Annotated in this window: 22 protein-coding genes and 1 tRNA gene; 15 read left to right on the top strand and 8 right to left on the bottom strand. The window is 64.8% G+C overall.

What is annotated here, in order from left to right:
• Window positions 1-71 precede the first annotated feature (71 nt).
• The 7 genes from EOD43_RS07435 to EOD43_RS24045 all read left to right on the top strand — a co-directional run bounded on the left by EOD43_RS07435 (window position 72) and on the right by EOD43_RS24045 (window position 5,973).
• Complete coding sequence (locus EOD43_RS07435; protein ID WP_164857144.1) at window positions 72-344, top strand: hypothetical protein; 273 nt, start codon at window positions 72-74, stop codon at window positions 342-344.
• A gap of 134 nt (window positions 345-478) precedes the next feature.
• Window positions 479-3,892, top strand: a complete 3,414-nt coding sequence (locus EOD43_RS07430; protein ID WP_127742543.1) for a phage tail protein — start codon at window positions 479-481, stop codon at window positions 3,890-3,892.
• Window positions 3,889-4,437: a hypothetical protein gene (locus EOD43_RS07425; RefSeq protein WP_127742541.1), complete on the top strand. Its 549-nt coding sequence runs from the start codon at window positions 3,889-3,891 to the stop codon at window positions 4,435-4,437. The genes EOD43_RS07430 and EOD43_RS07425 overlap by 4 nt, the downstream gene beginning before the upstream one ends.
• A 132-nt stretch (window positions 4,438-4,569) precedes the next feature.
• Window positions 4,570-4,908 (top strand): hypothetical protein, encoded by a 339-nt coding sequence (locus tag EOD43_RS07420; RefSeq protein ID WP_127742539.1) that lies wholly within the window; start codon window positions 4,570-4,572, stop codon window positions 4,906-4,908.
• A complete protein-coding gene (locus tag EOD43_RS23885; RefSeq protein ID WP_206363501.1) occupies window positions 4,908-5,576 on the top strand; it encodes a glycoside hydrolase family 19 protein in 669 nt (222 codons plus the stop codon). The genes EOD43_RS07420 and EOD43_RS23885 overlap by 1 nt, the downstream gene beginning before the upstream one ends.
• Complete coding sequence (locus EOD43_RS07410; protein ID WP_127742537.1) at window positions 5,573-5,851, top strand: hypothetical protein; 279 nt, start codon at window positions 5,573-5,575, stop codon at window positions 5,849-5,851. Before EOD43_RS23885 ends, EOD43_RS07410 begins: the two co-directional genes overlap by 4 nt.
• A complete protein-coding gene (locus EOD43_RS24045) occupies window positions 5,848-5,973 on the top strand; it encodes a hypothetical protein (RefSeq protein WP_276318185.1) in 126 nt (41 codons plus the stop codon). Before EOD43_RS07410 ends, EOD43_RS24045 begins: the two co-directional genes overlap by 4 nt.
• Here EOD43_RS24045 and EOD43_RS07405 read toward each other — a convergent pair.
• From EOD43_RS07405 to EOD43_RS07395, 3 genes are all read right to left on the bottom strand, one after another.
• On the bottom strand, window positions 5,970-6,197 hold the full coding sequence (locus EOD43_RS07405) for a hypothetical protein (protein WP_127742535.1): 228 nt from the start codon (window positions 6,195-6,197) through the stop codon (window positions 5,970-5,972). The two genes, EOD43_RS24045 and EOD43_RS07405, sit on opposite strands and share 4 nt — an antisense overlap.
• A complete protein-coding gene (locus EOD43_RS07400; RefSeq protein ID WP_164857143.1) occupies window positions 6,194-6,436 on the bottom strand; it encodes a hypothetical protein in 243 nt (80 codons plus the stop codon). The genes EOD43_RS07405 and EOD43_RS07400 overlap by 4 nt, the downstream gene beginning before the upstream one ends.
• Before the next feature lie 186 nt (window positions 6,437-6,622).
• Window positions 6,623-6,883, bottom strand: a complete 261-nt coding sequence (locus tag EOD43_RS07395) for a hypothetical protein (RefSeq protein ID WP_164857142.1) — start codon at window positions 6,881-6,883, stop codon at window positions 6,623-6,625.
• Between the two features lie 302 nt (window positions 6,884-7,185).
• On the opposite strand from EOD43_RS07395, the gene EOD43_RS07390 reads away from it, so the two are divergent.
• A complete protein-coding gene (locus tag EOD43_RS07390) occupies window positions 7,186-7,617 on the top strand; it encodes an RrF2 family transcriptional regulator (RefSeq protein ID WP_127742529.1) in 432 nt (143 codons plus the stop codon).
• A gap of 192 nt (window positions 7,618-7,809) precedes the next feature.
• The gene (locus tag EOD43_RS07385) at window positions 7,810-8,043 is read left to right on the top strand and encodes a hypothetical protein (RefSeq protein ID WP_127742527.1); all 234 of its coding nucleotides are present in this window, start codon (window positions 7,810-7,812) and stop codon (window positions 8,041-8,043) included.
• A 145-nt stretch (window positions 8,044-8,188) separates the two neighbouring features.
• Here the strand turns inward: EOD43_RS07385 and truA are convergent, their stop codons facing one another.
• Entirely contained in the window at window positions 8,189-8,977 is a 789-nt protein-coding gene (gene truA, locus EOD43_RS07380) for a tRNA pseudouridine(38-40) synthase TruA (protein WP_127742525.1), read from the bottom strand.
• Window positions 8,974-9,879 (bottom strand): methionyl-tRNA formyltransferase, encoded by a 906-nt coding sequence (gene fmt, locus EOD43_RS07375; RefSeq protein WP_127742523.1) that lies wholly within the window; start codon window positions 9,877-9,879, stop codon window positions 8,974-8,976. Before fmt ends, truA begins: the two co-directional genes overlap by 4 nt.
• Window positions 9,880-9,932: 53 nt before the next feature.
• Between fmt and recR the strand changes: the two genes are divergently transcribed.
• Window positions 9,933-10,529, top strand: coding sequence for a recombination mediator RecR (gene recR, locus EOD43_RS07370; protein ID WP_127742521.1), 597 nt, complete (start codon window positions 9,933-9,935; stop codon window positions 10,527-10,529).
• A 160-nt stretch (window positions 10,530-10,689) separates the two neighbouring features.
• Window positions 10,690-11,223, top strand: coding sequence for a peptide deformylase (gene def, locus EOD43_RS07365; protein WP_127742519.1), 534 nt, complete (start codon window positions 10,690-10,692; stop codon window positions 11,221-11,223).
• A gap of 136 nt (window positions 11,224-11,359) precedes the next feature.
• Here the strand turns inward: def and EOD43_RS07360 are convergent, their stop codons facing one another.
• Window positions 11,360-12,925, bottom strand: coding sequence for a hypothetical protein (locus EOD43_RS07360; protein ID WP_127742517.1), 1,566 nt, complete (start codon window positions 12,923-12,925; stop codon window positions 11,360-11,362).
• A gap of 186 nt (window positions 12,926-13,111) precedes the next feature.
• On the opposite strand from EOD43_RS07360, the gene EOD43_RS07355 reads away from it, so the two are divergent.
• The 3 genes from EOD43_RS07355 to EOD43_RS07345 all read left to right on the top strand — a co-directional run bounded on the left by EOD43_RS07355 (window position 13,112) and on the right by EOD43_RS07345 (window position 14,472).
• A tRNA-Leu gene (locus EOD43_RS07355) sits at window positions 13,112-13,197 on the top strand.
• Window positions 13,198-13,225: 28 nt separating this feature from the next.
• Complete coding sequence (locus tag EOD43_RS07350) at window positions 13,226-14,041, top strand: SDR family NAD(P)-dependent oxidoreductase (protein WP_127742515.1); 816 nt, start codon at window positions 13,226-13,228, stop codon at window positions 14,039-14,041.
• A 17-nt stretch (window positions 14,042-14,058) separates the two neighbouring features.
• Complete coding sequence (locus EOD43_RS07345; RefSeq protein ID WP_127742513.1) at window positions 14,059-14,472, top strand: nuclear transport factor 2 family protein; 414 nt, start codon at window positions 14,059-14,061, stop codon at window positions 14,470-14,472.
• Window positions 14,473-14,556: 84 nt separating this feature from the next.
• Here EOD43_RS07345 and dapE read toward each other — a convergent pair whose 3' ends face one another.
• Window positions 14,557-15,681: a succinyl-diaminopimelate desuccinylase gene (dapE, locus tag EOD43_RS07340; protein WP_127742511.1), complete on the bottom strand. Its 1,125-nt coding sequence runs from the start codon at window positions 15,679-15,681 to the stop codon at window positions 14,557-14,559.
• Window positions 15,682-15,688: 7 nt separating this feature from the next.
• Window positions 15,689-16,327: a DUF4919 domain-containing protein gene (locus tag EOD43_RS07335; protein WP_164857141.1), complete on the bottom strand. Its 639-nt coding sequence runs from the start codon at window positions 16,325-16,327 to the stop codon at window positions 15,689-15,691.
• Between the two features lie 50 nt (window positions 16,328-16,377).
• Between EOD43_RS07335 and EOD43_RS07330 the strand changes: the two genes are divergently transcribed.
• Window positions 16,378-16,821, top strand: a complete 444-nt coding sequence (locus tag EOD43_RS07330) for a cupin domain-containing protein (protein WP_127742507.1) — start codon at window positions 16,378-16,380, stop codon at window positions 16,819-16,821.
• Window positions 16,822-16,889 lie beyond the last annotated feature (68 nt).

The raw sequence follows: 16,889 nt of genomic DNA, 5'->3' as shown, positions 1-16,889 counted from the left end.
TGGAAAGCGTCGGGCGCGCATTTCCGACCTACTTCGTTCAGCAATTTAGTGGCGGCCTTGGCGGACCAAGGATGGCGATATGCGACAGTGAAGGCTGTGCGTTCGCCGGTTCGGCGAAGCTGGAAGCTCGCGAAAGCCTTCCCTGGGGGCGCTATGAAGCCCCGCATTTGGACATCGAGATCAACACCGTCAGGGGCCGGGATAGCATTAACCGTGGCGCTGCGGCTGAGATCGCGCTGGATGCATGCCTGAACGATCTCGATCGTTTGCGCCGTGTTCAGGACCAAATCGATCGTGCGCGGAGGGGCATCAGCTGCTGTGACGACGGGGATAGCGGCAAGTAGCAAAAGTCGACGCATTCTGTCTTAACTCCCGCCGCCTAACATACGGCCCGCCCGCTTCACGCCGATGTGACGGCGGTAACGGGACGTAGTGCCCGATACCACCATCTTGCCGCCATGCGCTGCGGTCTGCGATAATGTCGAAGAAGGTTCTTACCCCGCTCCTGATCGCGGGCGCAATCGCCGTGAATGTCATTCCCGGCGTCGGTCAGGCGATCAGCGCGTCGGTCTTCCTCGGCACGTCGGCAAGCGCCGCCACGGCCGTTGCGATCGGCTCGGGGTTTGTCACGGCGGTCACATCACTCGGCGTGACTGCGGCGCTCGGCGTGGCGGGCGGAGCCCTTGGTCCTAAATCTCCCAAGGCCACCTTATCCCAACTCGATCGCCTTAGCGCCTCGATCAATCCGAGTGCGTCGCGCAAGTTCGTCTTCGGCCGCGGCCCTTTCGGCTCGGACATCCGCTACGTCGAGCCAAGCGGCACCGATCAGGAATATGTCGATTACATCATCGCCTGTGCCGCCCACCGCGTGGATTCGATCGACGAGCTATGGATCGACGACCTCCTCGCGTGGACGCCGGGAACGGGGCCGCAGGGCAAGTATGCGGGCTATCTGACCGTAACCCCCGTCCTTGAAGGCAACGCGCTCAACACCGTTCCCATCAATGGCGGCCTAAAGTGGGGATCGACCCGGCGCCTCACCGGCTGCGCCTACATCCACGTTCGCATCAAGCGAACGGGCAACTCGAAGAAGGCGGAAAGCCCGTTCGTCTCGGGCCTGTCCTCGCGCCTCACGATCGTGGGCAACGGCGCTCCCGTCTATGATCCGCGGTTCGATAGCACCGTCCCCGGCGGATCGGGTTCGCAGCGCGCCAATGATCAGTCGACCTGGGCGTTCACGGCGAGCGGGTTGGGCCAAGGCCGGAACCTTGCGCTGCAGACGCTGACCTATCAGCTGGGCTGGCGGATCAACGGCAAGCTATCGGTCGGACCCGGCACCCCGCCCCAGCGCATTAACCTCGCCAGCTACATCACCGCCGCCAACCTGTGCGACGAGGACATCCTGCGCGCCGACGGCTCGACGGAAAAGCGATACACCGGTGCCGGTGTCTTTGGCGAGGACATGGAGCCCGCCGCTGTCCTAGATGCGCAATGCACCGCGTGCAACGGAGCGATCCGCGACGCGGGCGGCAAACTCGAGCTTATCGTCCGCCACAACGACCTTGCGGACGTCGCCGTCGACTTGACCGACGATGACATCCTCGGCCCCGGCACCTGGGAACCCGTCGAGGATCTGGAACAGACTTACAACGTCGTGCGCGGTCGCTACGTCGACCCGTCGGCGAACAGCCTCTATCAGCTTGTGGACTATCCCGAAGTCCGGATCGCCGCAAACGATGGCGTCGATCGCGTCCTCCCGCTCGATCTGCCGCTGATCGATGGCGTGGCACGCGCCCAGCGCATCGCCAAGCAGGTTCTGCAGCGCCGCCAGTATCGCGGCAAGTTCTCGGCCGAGTTCGGCGCCCGCGCGTGGAATGCCAAAGTCGGGGACATCGTGCGCGTTACCCTTTCCGCCGCAGGATGGGTGAACAAGCCGTTCCGCGTCGAGGCGCAGCTTATCTCGATCACCGGCTCCTGTCCGATGGTGCTGCGCGAGGAATCGAACGAGATATACCGCTGGGAGCAGGACGACCGCGCCGGCGTCGAGGCCGCGCCGCCCACCCGCTACGATCCGACCAACGCACCCTACATACGCGCGCTCTATGACGGCTCTGTCGAATATGCCGACGGGACGACGATCGAGGCGCTCAAGCCGGCCGAACCTGGCGCGACCTTCGGCATGGCGCCCGATGAAGCGGCCGAATTGGCGCAGTTGCAGGCTGACACCGCCGCCGCGTTGATCGCCATTGCGGAGGCCGAGGAGCGGATCGACGAGATCGAGGGCACGATCAGCGTCCCGATCGACGAGCTTGAGGCGCGCATCCTCGCAGCCGAAGGCGACATCTCCACGCTCGAAACCGGTATTGCCACCGCGAACTCCGGGATCAGTTCGCTGTGGACCGCCGTAAGCAATGTCGAAGGCGACCTTGCCAGCATCACCACGCGTGTAGGCGCGGCCGAGACCTCGATCGAAACGCAGCAACTGGCGATCGACACGCTCGACACGGACGTCGCGCAGATCACGACCGACCTGTCGACGGCCAACGCTAACATCAGCCTGAACGCGACCGCGATCACGACCCTGCAGGGCGCGCAGTCAACGCTCGAATCGACGGTCAGCGCGCAAGGGGCATCGATCACGACGCTGCAATCCACGACTGGCACGCTTTCCGGGCAGGTGGCAACCCTGACGACCACCGTCACCGCATCGAGCGCCAATCTTGCGCCAAACGGCGGCTTCGAAGACGGTCTAGCAGGATATAGTGGCGCGGGCTTTGCCCTGAACCCAGCGGGCCAGCCTGCTCACGTTTATTCATCCGTTGACAGCTATATGCATGGGCCGCTGTTCGACGTGACGCCCGGTGAAACCTATACACCGTCCGCCGATCTGTACTTCATTGCCGATACCGGTATTTACTACGTAGGTTTGACTTGGCGAGACGCGAGCGGCGCCATTCTGCCGAGCGTCGGATATAGCGCAACGGCGCAAGCAATTCGCGGGACCAGCTTCCCGACTACGTTGGATCAACGGTCGCGCGTCACTGTCATTGCACCGCCTGGGGCCGTGAAGGCGGCGATTTATGTGGCCGATACGGGCGTGACTGGGCTGGCCTATAAGGCGGTGCGCCGGATCAAGGTAGAGCTGGGTAGCACCATGTCGGCCTATTCCGGTGAGGCCAGCATTACGCAGAGCTTTGAGACGCTGACCACGCTGACGATGAACTACGCCAGCCTGTCGTCGACCGTCTCGGTGCAGGGCGTCACCGTATCCAGCCATTCGACCGCGATCAGCACGCTCAACGGCGACGTGAACACGCTGTTCGGCCGCTACGGTGTGGAGATTGGCGTTGGCGGCTACTGGACCGGATTCGTCCTCAACAACAACGGCTCGCGCGGCGACGCCATCTTCAACGTCGACTATTTCGGGATCGGCAAGTCGGGCGTGTTCACCGAACTGCCGTTCCAGGTCGTCGGTTCGAACGTCCGGATCAAGAATGTTCAGATCCAGAACGCGGCGATCGACACGCTGAAACTTGCCGGCAACGCCGTGACGGTCCCGCTCGTCATCTCAAGCGGCGGGTCTCACGTTGGCGACGGCACCTATCAGGAAATCGTCAGCGGCGGCATCACGCTTGATCAGGCGGGCGTGGTGTTCATCAGCACGGTCGTCACGCAGGTTTATGTGGCAACCGGCGTGGCCTTCGAACTGCGCATTCGCGTCAATGGGAGCGTCGTGGGTTCCGTCGGCGGCGGCGCGGTGCAGGTGGCAGTGCCATGTGTTGCCGCGCTGTCTCTTGGCGCAGGCACGCACTCTATCAGCCTCGAATGGTTCGCGCCGCCGTCGATAACGATGGCCAGCGACATCACCTATGTCCAAGGAGCCAAGCGTTGACCTATTTCGTCAAATATCGGCGCTCAGATGGTGTTTTTGCGGGCTGCGGGAGTTGCGATCACGCAAACCTGAACGCCCAGCTTATCAACCGCCCCGACCTCGCGCTGATCGAATGCCTCGAAGACCCCCAGAAATGGGTTGCCGCGCCGGGGGGCGGGATGGTGAGTGTCCTCACCCTCGATCCCGTTCGTGCATTCCTATCCGCTCGCGTCGATGAAGAAGCCGAGGCTGAGCGCATGCGCTTCATCACCCCCGGCGCAGGGATGGCGATGACCTATCTGCGCAAGGAGCAGGAGGCGCGCGCCTATCTAGCGGACGGCGAACTCGGCCCGATGCTTGAGGCCGAGGCGGCAGCTACCGGGCAGAGCGTAGCGGACCTCGCTGCGGCTGTCGTGGCGGCGGCGGACCTATGGGCGGTAGTCGGCGCGGCGATCGAGGGCGCTCGAATGGCCGCCAAGCGCACGATCGCGAACACCGACAATCTCAAGATCATGGATGAGGCGGCCGCGATCGACTGGTCGGCCGTGACCAACGTGGAGGCATGACATGACGGACCGCCTGCCAGCTGACGGCGGTAACTGACGCGGCATCAAGGACATAGCCTCGGCGAAACCTAGAGGGATCGCCGATGCTCTACTTTCAGCCCCAGCGGACCCGAAGCGCGGCGTGCTGCTGACGTGTCTGAGCAGGTCTCATCTTTCCCCGGCAATATAGAGGCGGGGTTCGTGCGTCTTGAAGGCAAGATCGACCGCCTCGTCGACAAGATGGACCATGCTGCCGAGGAGACGATCCGACTTAGGGACCGTGTTCATGCGATTGCGAACGAGGTCACACCGCTGGTGATGGCTGGCATCCCTGAAAAGCTCGTAGCGCACGAGGCCCGATTGAACGCGCTGGAAAGCGATCGCGAGCAGCGCAAGGGCGCAATGGGCGTGATGAAAGCGCTGTGGGCGCTGATCGGCTTTATCGGCGCTGGCGGCGTGGTCGCAGTCGCCAAGCTCGCAGGTGGCTTCTGATGATAGACTGGCGGCCTATCCAGAAGCGCCTTGGCCTTACCCCTGACGGGATCGACGGGCGCAACACCTACACTGCCCTATTTGCCTTCATGGCAGGCCGCGCGCCGGATGACGTCCTGCGCTCTATCGGCAACTCCGCAGCCGTCCATCTGCCCACCTACGGCATGGACAAGCCCCAGCGGCTCGCCTGGTTGCTGGCTGAGACGGCGAACGAAACCGGCAGTTTCACCCGTTTTGACGAGAACCTGAACTATTCGGCGGAGGCTCTGGTCCGCACCTGGCCCTCGCGCTTCACCCCTGCCAGCGCTCCACTCTATGCCCGAAAGCCCGAGCAGATCGCAGAGAAAGCCTATGGCGGGCGGATGGGCAATGACGCCCCCGGCGACGGTTGGAAGTATCGTGGCCGTGGCATGCTGCAGCTTACCGGCAAGGACAACTATGTCCGCTACGACCGGCGCCTTGGGCTTGGCCTCGACACGAACCCGGAAGCGGCCGCCATCCCCGCCCTGTCGCTCCTGATCGCCTTGGAGTTCTATCAACTCGGCAAGGTCATGGATCGCGTTGATGTCGGGGATTTGGCTGGCGCGCGCAAGATTACGAACGGCGGATCTATCGGCCTCGATCATGTGAAGTCGCTCTATGCGAAAGCGATGGGGGTCCTGTCGTGACCCTGCCCCGCCCTGACGCCCGAGGATGGATCGGTATCGGCGTCTATGCGCTGGTCGTCATGGTGTTGGTCATGCTCGCCGCGCTCCCCGAACTGCGTCAGGACGAATATTTCAAGACCGTCGCCACCCTGATCGTCGGCGCTTTCATCAAGGACGTGGTGGCGTGGGCGTATGCCGCAACCAAGGGCGGCGGCGAATTGGCCGAGCGGAATGCGTCCCTTGTCGAGCAGCAGGCGAAGGCGTCCCCACCTATTTCTGACCCGGAGGCCAAATGAACATCGGCAAGCTTCTTGGCAAGATCGCCAAGGCCGCGGCTCCTGTCGTGATCGACGCGCTTGCCGAACGTCGCGAGCGCAAGCGCCGGGAGCGCGAAGATCGCGAGCGGGACGGGGGCTAAGCCGTCTGCGCTACGTCCCGCGCTTCGAAGCGGGACAGCCCGCCCAGCATAGCTTGAGCGTATGCGCGAGCCCCTTCAACGGTGGGGCAGTGATGGACGGGTACAAACTGCCCCTGATGCGTCCCTAACTTACCTCGATAGATATAGCCGGCCGCCCACCACCCGCGCTTGTGCGATGCCAGTTCGACCGTCCATTCCTTGTCGGCCTCGGTCGTGATGATCATGATCGCTCCACCGGCAAGCCTTTGCGCACGCGCTCGATACGCCTCATCGCCGCGGACATATTCTGGGATCGGCCAATCTCATGCTCCGTCGTGCACGCATCCCAGAAGTAGCGAAGGTCGCTCTGGGGAATGCCGAACAGTCGCAGGACGCGCAGCGCCAGGCGAACGTCGGCGCCATCCTGTTGCCCAGCTTTCGCGCGATCGACGGCCGCCTGGAGCACCGCAATCGCTTCATCCATTGCCGGCCCTAGCAATGTCGACAAACGCTCGGGCATACTGACGAAAGATGTGATTCCAGTGGGCGCCAGCGTCGGCGAATGGCGCATCGTCCATCGTGCCCCGCCGAGCATAGTCCCACATCTTCGTGGCCAGCTGATCGACGAGGGCTTCGCGGTCGTTCGTGGTGCAGAGAAGGCAGCGCCCGCTCATAGCCCGAAAAGGAACGCGCCCACGTCCTCATCTGCGATTGGGGCAAACATCACCGGCTCCCAATCAAGCGGGATCCGATCCGTGTCCGTGATTTCGTAGAACACGCCATCGATCCGGCGGCCGAACGCCGCATGACCGCGACCGCGAAACAGCGCATGTCCGTCGCCGCTATAGTTCTCGATCACCTGATAGTCATAGACCGGGCGCAGGTCGTCACTGATCGGCTCGACGCCGGGGATAAGTCCGTTGCTGCTCATGGGAGCCTCCTTGGCTACATGGGAACAAATGTGGAACATTTCATTGGAGTCGGTCAAGCACGATTTCTGGGCAGAGATCATACCAGTGCTCCCCCGTTCACTCCGAACAGATGAACCGGACATTTCAGGAACATGGCGAGACAAGGCGGGAACGGACGAAAAGCATATGCCACTAAAACTGGCATGTTTGGCACAGGCTCACCGGTTTGTGGTACCGGAGGTTGCGGGTTCAATCCCCGTCGGTCGCCCCATTCTCTACCGTCTGGCTTGCAATCGGGGCGCCTTGGCGCCTAAAGCGACGCGTGCTGTCTCAACGTACCCGATATGCGATCCGCGCGTTGCTCCATCTGGGCGACCGCTTTGGCGAAGGCCCGGTCCAATTGACCGAGATCGCCGAAACCCAGAATATTCCGTCCAAGTTCCTGACGGTGATCCTGTCGGAGATGAAGCGCGCGGGTTTCGTCGAAACGATGCGCGGCAAGGAAGGCGGCTACTGGCTCGCCCGATCGCCCGATCAGATCACCTATGGCGATATCGTGCGCGCCACACGCGGCTCGCTCGCGCTCGTCCCGTGCGCCGCGCGGCTGGCTTATACGCCGTGCGACAATTGCATCAGCGAGGCGGAATGCCGCCTGCGCGCCGCGATGCTGGCCGTGCGTGACGAAACCGCCAATATCCTCGATCGCATGTCGCTGGCCGAAAAGCTGCCGGTCGACGAAATCGCCGCGCAATAGTTGCAGCGCACAAAATTCTTCGGAACCTTGGCGGAAAACGGGCGTTTGCGGTGAGTCCGCGTGAGTGCCAAGGGGTCGTTACATTCTAGGATCATTCACTTTTCGCATTGACGCGGATTTGGGGCACGGTATGTCACCCGCTGGGTCGGCATTCGAGCCGAACCTTATAAGAATGCTATGGGAGCTGCTCGAATGAAGAAGCTGAGCTTTGTCGTCGCCGCTGCTGGCCTGATCGCGCTCGCCGCCTGCAGCAAGCAGACGCCTGCCGAGAACGCCATCGACAACAACGTCGCCGCGCTGGAAAACACCGCCGACGCGCTTGAGAACGCCGCTGACGCCACCTCGAACGAGGCGGTCGAGAGCAGCCTCGAGAACGCGGCTGACGCGGTCGAGAACGCTGCGGACGCCGAAGCGGCGAAGAAGTAATCGTTCGGCCCCGCACGGGGTCGTTCTGAAGAACTTCAGCGGGCGCTCCTTCTCCGGAAGGGGCGCCCGTTTTCTATTTAAATCCTCCCCGGCACGGGGAGGTGGCGCCGAAGGCGACGGAGGGGGCTGGCCCCAGGCGCCGCGCCTAGCCTCCCGCCCCCTCCACCGCTTCGCGGTCCCCCTCCCCGTTCCGGGGAGGATATTTGGCCTCGACAAAATACAGCCCGTCCGGCGGCGCGTTGAGGCCCAATTCCGCACGATCGGCGGCCTCCAGGGCGTCGGACACATCGTCCGCACTCCAGCGCCCTTGCCCGACCAGCATCAGGCACCCCACCATCGATCGCACCTGATGGTGCAGAAACGATCGCGCCGCCGCCTCGATCTCGATCACGTCACCGATGCGCCGCACGTCGAGCCGGTCGAGCGTCTTCACCGGGCTTTCGGACTGGCAGTGCGCCGATCGGAAGGTGGTGAAATCGTGCAGGCCCACGAGCCGCTGTGCGGCCTCATGCATCGCGCCCGCATCGAGTTCGTTCGCCACCCGCCACGCCAGCCCATGCTCGAACGTCAGCGGCGCGCGACGATTGACGATCCGATAAATGTAGCGCCGCCCAAGGCAGGAGAAGCGGGCATGCCAGTCGTCGGGCACGACCGCACATTCCAGAATCGCGACCGGCGCGGGGCGGATGCGCGCGTTGATCGCCTCCATCAGCCGGAACGGCGTGATATCCTTCGCGACATCGACATGCGCCGTCATCGCGCGGGCATGGACGCCCGCATCGGTGCGCCCGGCGGCGTGCAGGACGACATCCTCCCCCGTCACGCTCGCCACCGCATCCTCGATCGCCTGCTGGACGCTGGGGCCGTGCGCCTGCCGCTGCCAACCCATGAACGGCCGCCCGTCGAATTCGACCGTCAGGCGGAAGCGCGTCATGCGATCGATGTGCCGACGGGAATCGAAAAGCCGCGCAGCAATTCGTCGGTGCCCATCGCCGCCTTGCCCGCGCGCTGGACGCGGCTCGGCCGAATCGCGCCCTCACCGCAGGCGATCAGCAATGCGTCGTCGATGACCGTGCCGGGCGCACCCTCCCCGGCTTCGATCGTCGCGGCATGGATGCGGATGCGTTCACCGTTCAGTTCGAAGAATGCGCCGGGCGCCGGGTTGAACGCGCGAATCTGCCGCTCGACCTGCGCGGCAGGCTGGGTGAAATCGATCCGGCTCTCGGCCTTGTCGATCTTCGCAGCATAGGTGACGCCCTCCTCGGGCTGCACGACCGGCGGAAAAGCCGCGATGTCGGCCAGCACTTCGACCATCAGCTTTGCCCCGCCCTCGGCCAGTTCGGTGGTGAGGTCGCCCGCCGTCTTCCCGTCGATCGGCGTTTCGAAGGTCGCGAGCATCGGGCCGGTATCGAGCCCTTTCTCCATCTGCATGATGATGACGCCCGTCGTCTTATCCCCCGCCAGGATCGCACGCTGCACCGGCGCCGCCCCGCGCCAGCGCGGCAGCAGCGATCCGTGGACGTTCAGGCAGCCCAGGCGCGGCGCCTCCAGGATCGGCATCGGCAGGATCAGGCCGTAGGCCGCCACCACCGCGACATCAAGATCGAGCGCCGCAAACGCCGCCTGCTCGTCCGCATCGCGCAACGTCACCGGATAGCGGACCGGCAGCCCCAGCGCCTCGGCCCGCGCCTGCACCGGCGAAGCGCGCAACCCCTTGCCCCGCCCCGCGGGCCGCGGCGGCTGGCAATAGACGGCGACGATGTCGTGCCCGGCGGCGACCAGCGCGTCGAGCGTCGGCACGGCGAAATCGGGGGTTCCCATGAAGGCGATACGCATCGCGCTTCTGAAACGCTTGCACGCCCCATATGCAAGCCCATATCGCTATCCGCATGGCATCTCCCGAGATCGAAGCCCTGACGCAGGCGCTGGCGCGGCTCCCCGGCCTTGGGCCGCGTTCGGCCCGCCGCGCGGTGCTCCACCTGCTCAAGAAGCGCGAAGCGGCGCTCACCCCGTTGCTCCATGCGCTCGAACGCGTGAACGAACGGCTGACGAGCTGCTCGACCTGCGGCAATGTCGACACCAGCGACCCTTGCGCGATCTGCGCCGATCCGCGCCGCGACACCCGGATGCTGTGCGTGGTCGAGGAGGTGGCCGATCTGTGGGCGCTCGATCGATCGCGCCTGTTCCCCGGCCGCTATCATGTGCTGGGCGGGCGACTTTCCGCGCTCGAAGGCGTGCGGCCCGAGGATCTGTCGATCGACGCGCTCGTGTCTCGCGTCGCGGCGGGCGGCATCGACGAGGTCGTCCTCGCCACCAACGCGACCCTCGAAGGGCAGACAACCGCGCATTATGTCGCCGATCGGCTTGAAGCCTTGCCGGTGCGCCTGACGCAGCTTGCGCATGGCGTGCCCGTGGGTGGCGAACTCGACTATCTCGATGAAGGCACGCTCGCGCAGGCGCTCAGGGCGCGGCGCCCGGTCACATAAAATCCTCCCCGGTACGGGGAGGTGGCGCCGAAGGCGACGGAGGGGGCTGGCCACAAGCGCAACGCGTGCCTCCCGCCCCCTCCACCGGCTGCGCCGGTCCCCCTCCCCGCACCGGGGAGGATAACTTGACGATTCGCCCCGCAATACCTAGCTGAGCGGCATGGCTATCCGTCCGATCCTTGAAGCGCCCGACGCGCGTCTGCGCACCATTTCGACCCCGGTCGAGACGGTCGACGACGATCTGCGCGTGCTGATCGGCGATATGTTCGAAACGATGTACGATGCGCCGGGCATCGGCCTGGCCGCGATCCAGATCGGCGAGCCCAAGCGCGTGCTGGTGATCGACCTGCAGGAAGAGGAAGATGCGGAGGGCAAGCCGATCCGCAAGCCTCTGGTCTTCATCAACCCCGAACTGTTCGATCCGTCGGACGATTTCTCGGTCTATAATGAGGGCTGCCTGTCGGTTCCCGATCAATATGCCGAGGTCGAGCGCCCCGCGATCGTCCACGCCCGCTGGCTCGATGAGAATGGCGCGAAGCACGAAGAGAAGATCGAAGGCATGCTCGCGACCTGCCTGCAGCACGAGATGGATCATCTCGAAGGCATTCTCTTCATCGACCACCTCTCGCGCCTGAAGCGCGACATGGTCCTCAAGAAGCTCGACAAGGCCCGCAAACACCGCCGCGCGGCCTGAGCCTTCCTCTAATTCGTCATTGCGAGCGTAGCGAAGCAATCCAGGCCCGCACTGGAGCAGGTCGCGCGCCTTCTCGCGTGCGGGCCTGGATTGCTTCGTCGCCTGCGGCTCCTCGCAATGACGAGGCGTAGGGCGCCTACCCCCGCTCCTTCACCCAATAGACATCGTAATATTCATCGCCCTTCGCCTGTGGGAAGCTGGCGATGCGCCGCGTTGCGGACAGGAAGCGGCGGACCTGATCGCGGCGCAGATCGATCGTCCAGCCATAGCCTTCTTCGATCACCTCGCCCGCCGCATCCGGGTCCAGCTTGTGACGCATCAGGATCAGCACGGGCCGCCCCTGTGACTTCTGCAGCGCCCGCGCCTCGGCCACGAAATCGTCGAGGGCGAGATCGCCGCGCGCCTTGCGGGTGAAGGGCACGATCTTGCCGAACCGCCCCTGCCGCATCTGATAGATCGGATTGTCGAGATAATAAGGCAGCGGCTCCATCAGGTGATCGGGATCGCCCATGATGATTGCATCGTGCAGCACCGGCCGCGTCTTGATGAAGCGCGCGACCTCCCGGCTGCGGCTGAAGGGCGGCGCGCCGGTGACGGCTTCGACCACGCCCTTGATCCCGCTCGGCACCTGCAGCGCGAGGATGATCGCGAATGCGCCCCAGCCGACCTTTTCGACCACGCCCCGCCGCACGCGCGCATCCCAGCCGATCCACGCGAGCGTGAGCATGAACAGCATCCACAGCGCCTCATGCCGATAAAAACCGATATAGACCCCGCAGAACAGCAGGGTCAGCCCGATCAGCGAAAGCGCCCCCGCGAGTAGCAGCATCGGCCGCCGCACGAAGCTCAACAGGCTGACAAACATCAGCGCCGACATCGCCCAGCCGAGCCACGCGCCCGGCACGATCCCCAGTGGGGCGAGCAGCTTGGTCGGCGGGCGCAGCATCATCTCCGCAAACCACGGCGCCGGATTCGCCACGGCCCATGCGAGGTCGATCAAAGTGCGCGGCGGCTGCGCATCGGTCACCGCATCGTTGAAGGTCGGATAGACGGTCAGGAACGCCGCGATCACGCCCAGCGCGACCAGCACCGCATTGATCGCCTTCACCCGCCCGCTGCCCGCCTCGCGCCCGCGATCGAACAGCCATACGCCCATGATCAGGCAGGCGAGGAAGGCCGAATGGACGTTGGTATTGGCGAGCAGCGCCAGCGGCAGCCCGATCGTGATGCCCCGCCCCCGCCATCGCCACAGCGCCGCGACCACGAACAGCAGCAGCATCGAGATACCGTAATTCCGCGCGATCACCGCATATTCGAAGAAGGCCGCATGCCCGAAGGCGAACAGCGCGATGATCGCCCAATGGAAGGGCGCGCGCCACAACAGCAGCGCCATCGCCCCGCTCGCGACCAACAGCGCCAGCCCCTGCAGCACCTCCATCCGCCCGGTCAGCGCATAGGCCCCGCGCAGCATCAGATGCCACAAAACCGGATGCGCATCGCCTCGTAAGCCCCGCCACATCGCGATCACATCGTCGCCCTGCAACGCGAAGGACAGCGCGCGCACCTCGTCCCGCCACACCGCATGATGCGCGATCTGCACCGCGACCAATGCGAGCCACAGGATGAAGATTCCCAGCCGGATCAGGCGATCATTCTGTCCCGTTGCGCGGCGTGAACCTTTGCGATTTGCAGATCGAACCAAGCCAGCCCCACTCCGTCACCCCGGCCTTGTGCCGGGGTCCACCGGGCGGCAGGCGTAGGGCATGAGAAATATGCGCAGGGCATGCGGCATGGTGGACCCCGGCACAAGGCCGGGGTGACGCACGATATCTTAATTCCACACTGGCAATCGGCCCGAGCTTTGCCTAGAGGATCGATCCTTCCAGCTGCGGGCGTGGCGGAATGGTAGACGCAGCGGATTCAAAATCCGCCGTTGGCAACAACATGTCGGTTCGAGTCCGACCGCCCGTACCAGCTTTCCCCAGCACGAAAGGATCGGCCAATGGACGCGATCTCCCCCGGCAATGTCGCGGTCGTCACCGGCGCGGCAGGCGGCATCGGGCTTGCCGTCGCGAAACGGCTTGCGGCGAAGGGCATGACAATCTGTCTGGTCGACAGCGCCCCCGGCGTGATCGAGGCGGCCAAGGGCATCGGCACCGGCTTCGTCGTCGATGTGAGCGATCGTGCTGCGGTCGAAAAGCTGGCGACGGACGTGCGCGACCGCTTCGGCCCCGTCGCGCTGCTGATGAACAATGCCGCGATCCACGGCGGGGCGGACAGCCTTTCGGCCGCCGACATCTGGGATCGCACGATCGCGATCAACCTGATGGGCGTGCTCAACGGCGTGCAGGCGTTCGTCCCTGCGATGATCGCCGGCGACAAGCCGGGCATCGTCATCAACACCGGCTCGAAACAAGGCATCACCCAGCCGCCCGGCAACACCGCCTACAATGTCGCCAAGTCCGGCGTGAAGGCGCTGACCGAGGGGCTGGCGCACTCGCTGCGCGAACAAACGGGCGACCGGATCAGCGCCCACCTGCTCATCCCCGGCTACACCTTCACCGGCATGACCCAGCGCGGCGGCGCGACCGTGAAGCCGGCGGGAGCGTGGAGCGCCGAGCAGGTCGCCGACTTCATGATCGATCGCATCGCGGCGGGCGATTTCTACATCCTCTGCCCCGACAATGACGTCACCCGCGAGATGAATCAGAAGCGCATGGCCTGGGCGATGGGCGACATCATCGAGAACCGTCCTGCATTATCGCGCTGGCACCCCGACTGGCAGCAGGCCTTCGCCGATTATATGGCTGGAGAATAACAGCCACGGAGGGGACTATGGGCGTCGCGGAGAACAAAGACCTCGCGATCCGCTTCATCAATTCGATTTCGTCGGGGGAGCGCGACATGAGCCTGCTCGCCGACGATATCACCTGGTGGGTGCCGGGACGCGGCGTGCTCGATCGCGAGACCTTCCTTCAGGTCGCCAACGCCTTCCGCGCGGTGCGCGCGGGTCCGTTCAGGATGGTGATCCGCAACGTCACTGCGGACGAGGATCGCGTCGCGGTGGAAACCAGCGGCGAAGGCCCGCTGATCGATGGCAGCATCTATGCCAACGACTATCATTTCCTGATCCGCATCGAAGGCGGCAAGATCAAGGAAATCCGCGAGCATAACAATTCGCTGATCCCCTACCTCCAGTTCGGCCACAAACTCCCGCCGATGCCGAAACTGCCCGATCCGATTCCGTAACCGTCATCCCGGCGGAGGCCGGGATCTCAGGCGTCTCTAGCCCAGCGCATCTCTCCTGAGATCCCGGCCTCCGCCGGGATGACGCTATTTGAGCGCCGCCCGGATGATATCCGCGTAGATATCCGCGAGCGCCTCGATATCCGCCACCGCCGCGGCCTCATCGAGCTTGTGCATCGTCGCATTGGGCAGGCCGAACTCGACAACCGGGCACAGCCGCGAGAGGAAGCGAGCGTCGCTCGTCCCGCCCGTCGTCGACAGTTCGGGATCGATGCCTGTGCGCTCGCGGATCGCGTCTGCGACCAACGTCGACAGCGCGCCCGGCTTCGTGACGAAACTTTCGCCCGAAACGATCCCGCGCACATTCGCGGTCGGCGCATGGTCCTTCACGATCGCCTCGACCCGGGCGATCAGCTCCGCACCGCGATGTTCGTCGTTGAAACGAATGTTGATCCGCGCGCGCGCCGCGCCGGGGATCAGGTTGGTCGCGCCATTGCCGACATCGACGGTGGTGATCTCGAGGTTCGACGGCTGGAACCAGTCATTGCCGTCGTCGAGGTGCAGCTTCGCCAGCGCATCGAGCGCGGCGATCAGACGCGGCACCGGATTGTCGGCGAGATGCGGATAGGCGACATGCCCCTGCGTCCCCGGCACTTCGATCCAGATATTGACCGAACCGCGCCGCCCGATCTTGACCATATCGCCCAGCCGATGGGTCGATGTCGGTTCGCCGACAAGGCACAGATCGGGCCGGATGCCGCGCGCATTCATCCAGTCGATCAGGGCGACGGTGCCGTAGGTCGCCGGCCCTTCCTCATCGCCCGTGATGATCAGGCTGAGCGTACCCTGATGCTGCGACACGCGATCGGCCGCGGCGACGAAGGCGGCGATCGCCCCTTTCATGTCCACCGCGCCGCGCCCATAGAGCAGGTCGCCCCGGATCGCGGGCACGAACGGATCGGCCGACCATCCATCCCCCGCGGGCACCACATCGGTATGCCCCGCAAAGGCGAAGTGCGGCGCGCCGTGGCCCCGCATTGCGAACAGATTCTCGATCGGCCCGTCGGGCGCCTCGCCAGCCGCGAAGCGGTGGACGGTGAAACCGATCCCCTCCAGCGCACTCCCCAGCACGCCCATCGCACCCGCATCGGCGGGGGTGACGCTGGGGCAGGCGATCAGGCGTTCGGCAAGGGCGAGCGGGTCGAGCGACATGGAACCTCTATGGTGCGGGCGCGGGCGTATTAGCCGAAAAGCCTGCGCTGTCGAACCAGATGTCGGACTTTGCGCCCGTCTTGGGATCGACGACGCGCAGCACGTCATGCCCGCGCAGTTCCTCGCGCCCCGCGACGCGCAGGCCGGATGCGTTGGCCAGCAGATATTCCTCGCCCAGCAGGATCGGCCTGTAGGCGGTCTGCGGCCCCTTCCCGTCGCCGGTCGCGCGCAGCGCCGTCATCAGGCCACGCGCGATCGCGGTCGCCTCCTCGGCTTTGTCGGGCAGGCCCATCATCCGATAGACCGCAACCGCGATCAGATGCGCGTCGATATCGACATAAGCGACATCGAGCCGCTTCACCGCGATATCGAGCGCGAGGCCGACCTTCCTCTCGCGCAGCGCGGCATAAGCGGGCGCAGTATCGAGCCGGTCGAGCCCGTCATAGTCCGGCAGCTTCGTAAAGCTCAGCCGGAAGGCCGCATAATCGATCGCCGTATCGCCATCGCGCAGACGGCGAACGAACTTCGCATAATCGCTGTTCGGATCGATCTTGCCGGACAGCGTCGCCCGCCGCCCCGTCTCGCGCGCTGCAGCGGGCACGGCCAGCGCGACCGCGATCAGACACAGCATCCCCCGAAGCAGCATCGCCCTTCCCTTCCTGCCCCGCTGTGCCACCATATGCGCGGGAGAACCATATGCCGCGCATCGATCTTGACGCCGTTCCACAGACGAACGCCACCGGCTATCCGCCGCCTTATTCGAACGACGTGCAGGGCCGCTTCTACCGCCGCCTCGCCCCCGCCGGCGGGATCACCGATTTCGGCGCGAGCCATGTCGTGCTGAAGCCCGGCGGCTGGTCCAGCCAGCGCCACTGGCATGAGGGCGAGGACGAAATCGTCGTGATGATCGCGGGCGAAGCGGTGCTGATCGACGACAATGGCCGCACGCCTGTCCGCCCCGGCGACATCCTCGCCTTCCCCAAGGGCGACGGCAACGGCCACCACCTGATCAACGAAAGCGACGCCGACTGCGTGTTCGTCGCGGTCGGGCGGCCCAGCGCGACCGACTGCCACTATCCCGACATCGACATGCACCTGAGCGATGGCGCGTATCAGCGCAGGGACGGGACGACGTACTAATTGATCCTCCCCCCGCCAGGGGGAGGTGGCGCCGAAGGCGACGGAGGGGGAGGATACGAGACGCCAGT

Source organism: Sphingomonas crocodyli, assembly GCF_004005865.1.
Lineage (GTDB): Bacteria > Pseudomonadota > Alphaproteobacteria > Sphingomonadales > Sphingomonadaceae > Rhizorhabdus > Rhizorhabdus crocodyli.
Note: the sequence above shows the minus strand (reverse complement) of the source record. Positions and strands in the feature narration are given on the sequence as shown.

Bases quoted from the DNA above. Each gene is read 5' to 3' on its own strand.
- EOD43_RS07435 (WP_164857144.1), top strand. From the start codon at position 72: ATGGCGATATGCGACAGTGAAGGCTGTGCGTTCGCCGGTTCGGCGAAG.
- EOD43_RS07430 (WP_127742543.1), top strand. From the start codon at position 479: ATGTCGAAGAAGGTTCTTACCCCGCTCCTGATCGCGGGCGCAATCGCC.
- EOD43_RS23885 (WP_206363501.1), top strand. From the start codon at position 4,908: ATGATAGACTGGCGGCCTATCCAGAAGCGCCTTGGCCTTACCCCTGAC.
- EOD43_RS24045 (WP_276318185.1), top strand. From the start codon at position 5,848: ATGAACATCGGCAAGCTTCTTGGCAAGATCGCCAAGGCCGCGGCTCCT.
- EOD43_RS07405 (WP_127742535.1), bottom strand. From the start codon at position 6,197: ATGATCATCACGACCGAGGCCGACAAGGAATGGACGGTCGAACTGGCA.
- EOD43_RS07400 (WP_164857143.1), bottom strand. From the start codon at position 6,436: ATGGATGAAGCGATTGCGGTGCTCCAGGCGGCCGTCGATCGCGCGAAA.
- EOD43_RS07395 (WP_164857142.1), bottom strand. From the start codon at position 6,883: ATGAGCAGCAACGGACTTATCCCCGGCGTCGAGCCGATCAGTGACGAC.
- EOD43_RS07385 (WP_127742527.1), top strand. From the start codon at position 7,810: ATGAAGAAGCTGAGCTTTGTCGTCGCCGCTGCTGGCCTGATCGCGCTC.
- truA (WP_127742525.1), bottom strand. From the start codon at position 8,977: ATGACGCGCTTCCGCCTGACGGTCGAATTCGACGGGCGGCCGTTCATG.
- fmt (WP_127742523.1), bottom strand. From the start codon at position 9,879: ATGCGTATCGCCTTCATGGGAACCCCCGATTTCGCCGTGCCGACGCTC.
- recR (WP_127742521.1), top strand. From the start codon at position 9,933: ATGGCATCTCCCGAGATCGAAGCCCTGACGCAGGCGCTGGCGCGGCTC.
- def (WP_127742519.1), top strand. From the start codon at position 10,690: ATGGCTATCCGTCCGATCCTTGAAGCGCCCGACGCGCGTCTGCGCACC.
- EOD43_RS07350 (WP_127742515.1), top strand. From the start codon at position 13,226: ATGGACGCGATCTCCCCCGGCAATGTCGCGGTCGTCACCGGCGCGGCA.
- EOD43_RS07345 (WP_127742513.1), top strand. From the start codon at position 14,059: ATGGGCGTCGCGGAGAACAAAGACCTCGCGATCCGCTTCATCAATTCG.
- dapE (WP_127742511.1), bottom strand. From the start codon at position 15,681: ATGTCGCTCGACCCGCTCGCCCTTGCCGAACGCCTGATCGCCTGCCCC.
- EOD43_RS07335 (WP_164857141.1), bottom strand. From the start codon at position 16,327: ATGCTGCTTCGGGGGATGCTGTGTCTGATCGCGGTCGCGCTGGCCGTG.
- EOD43_RS07330 (WP_127742507.1), top strand. From the start codon at position 16,378: ATGCCGCGCATCGATCTTGACGCCGTTCCACAGACGAACGCCACCGGC.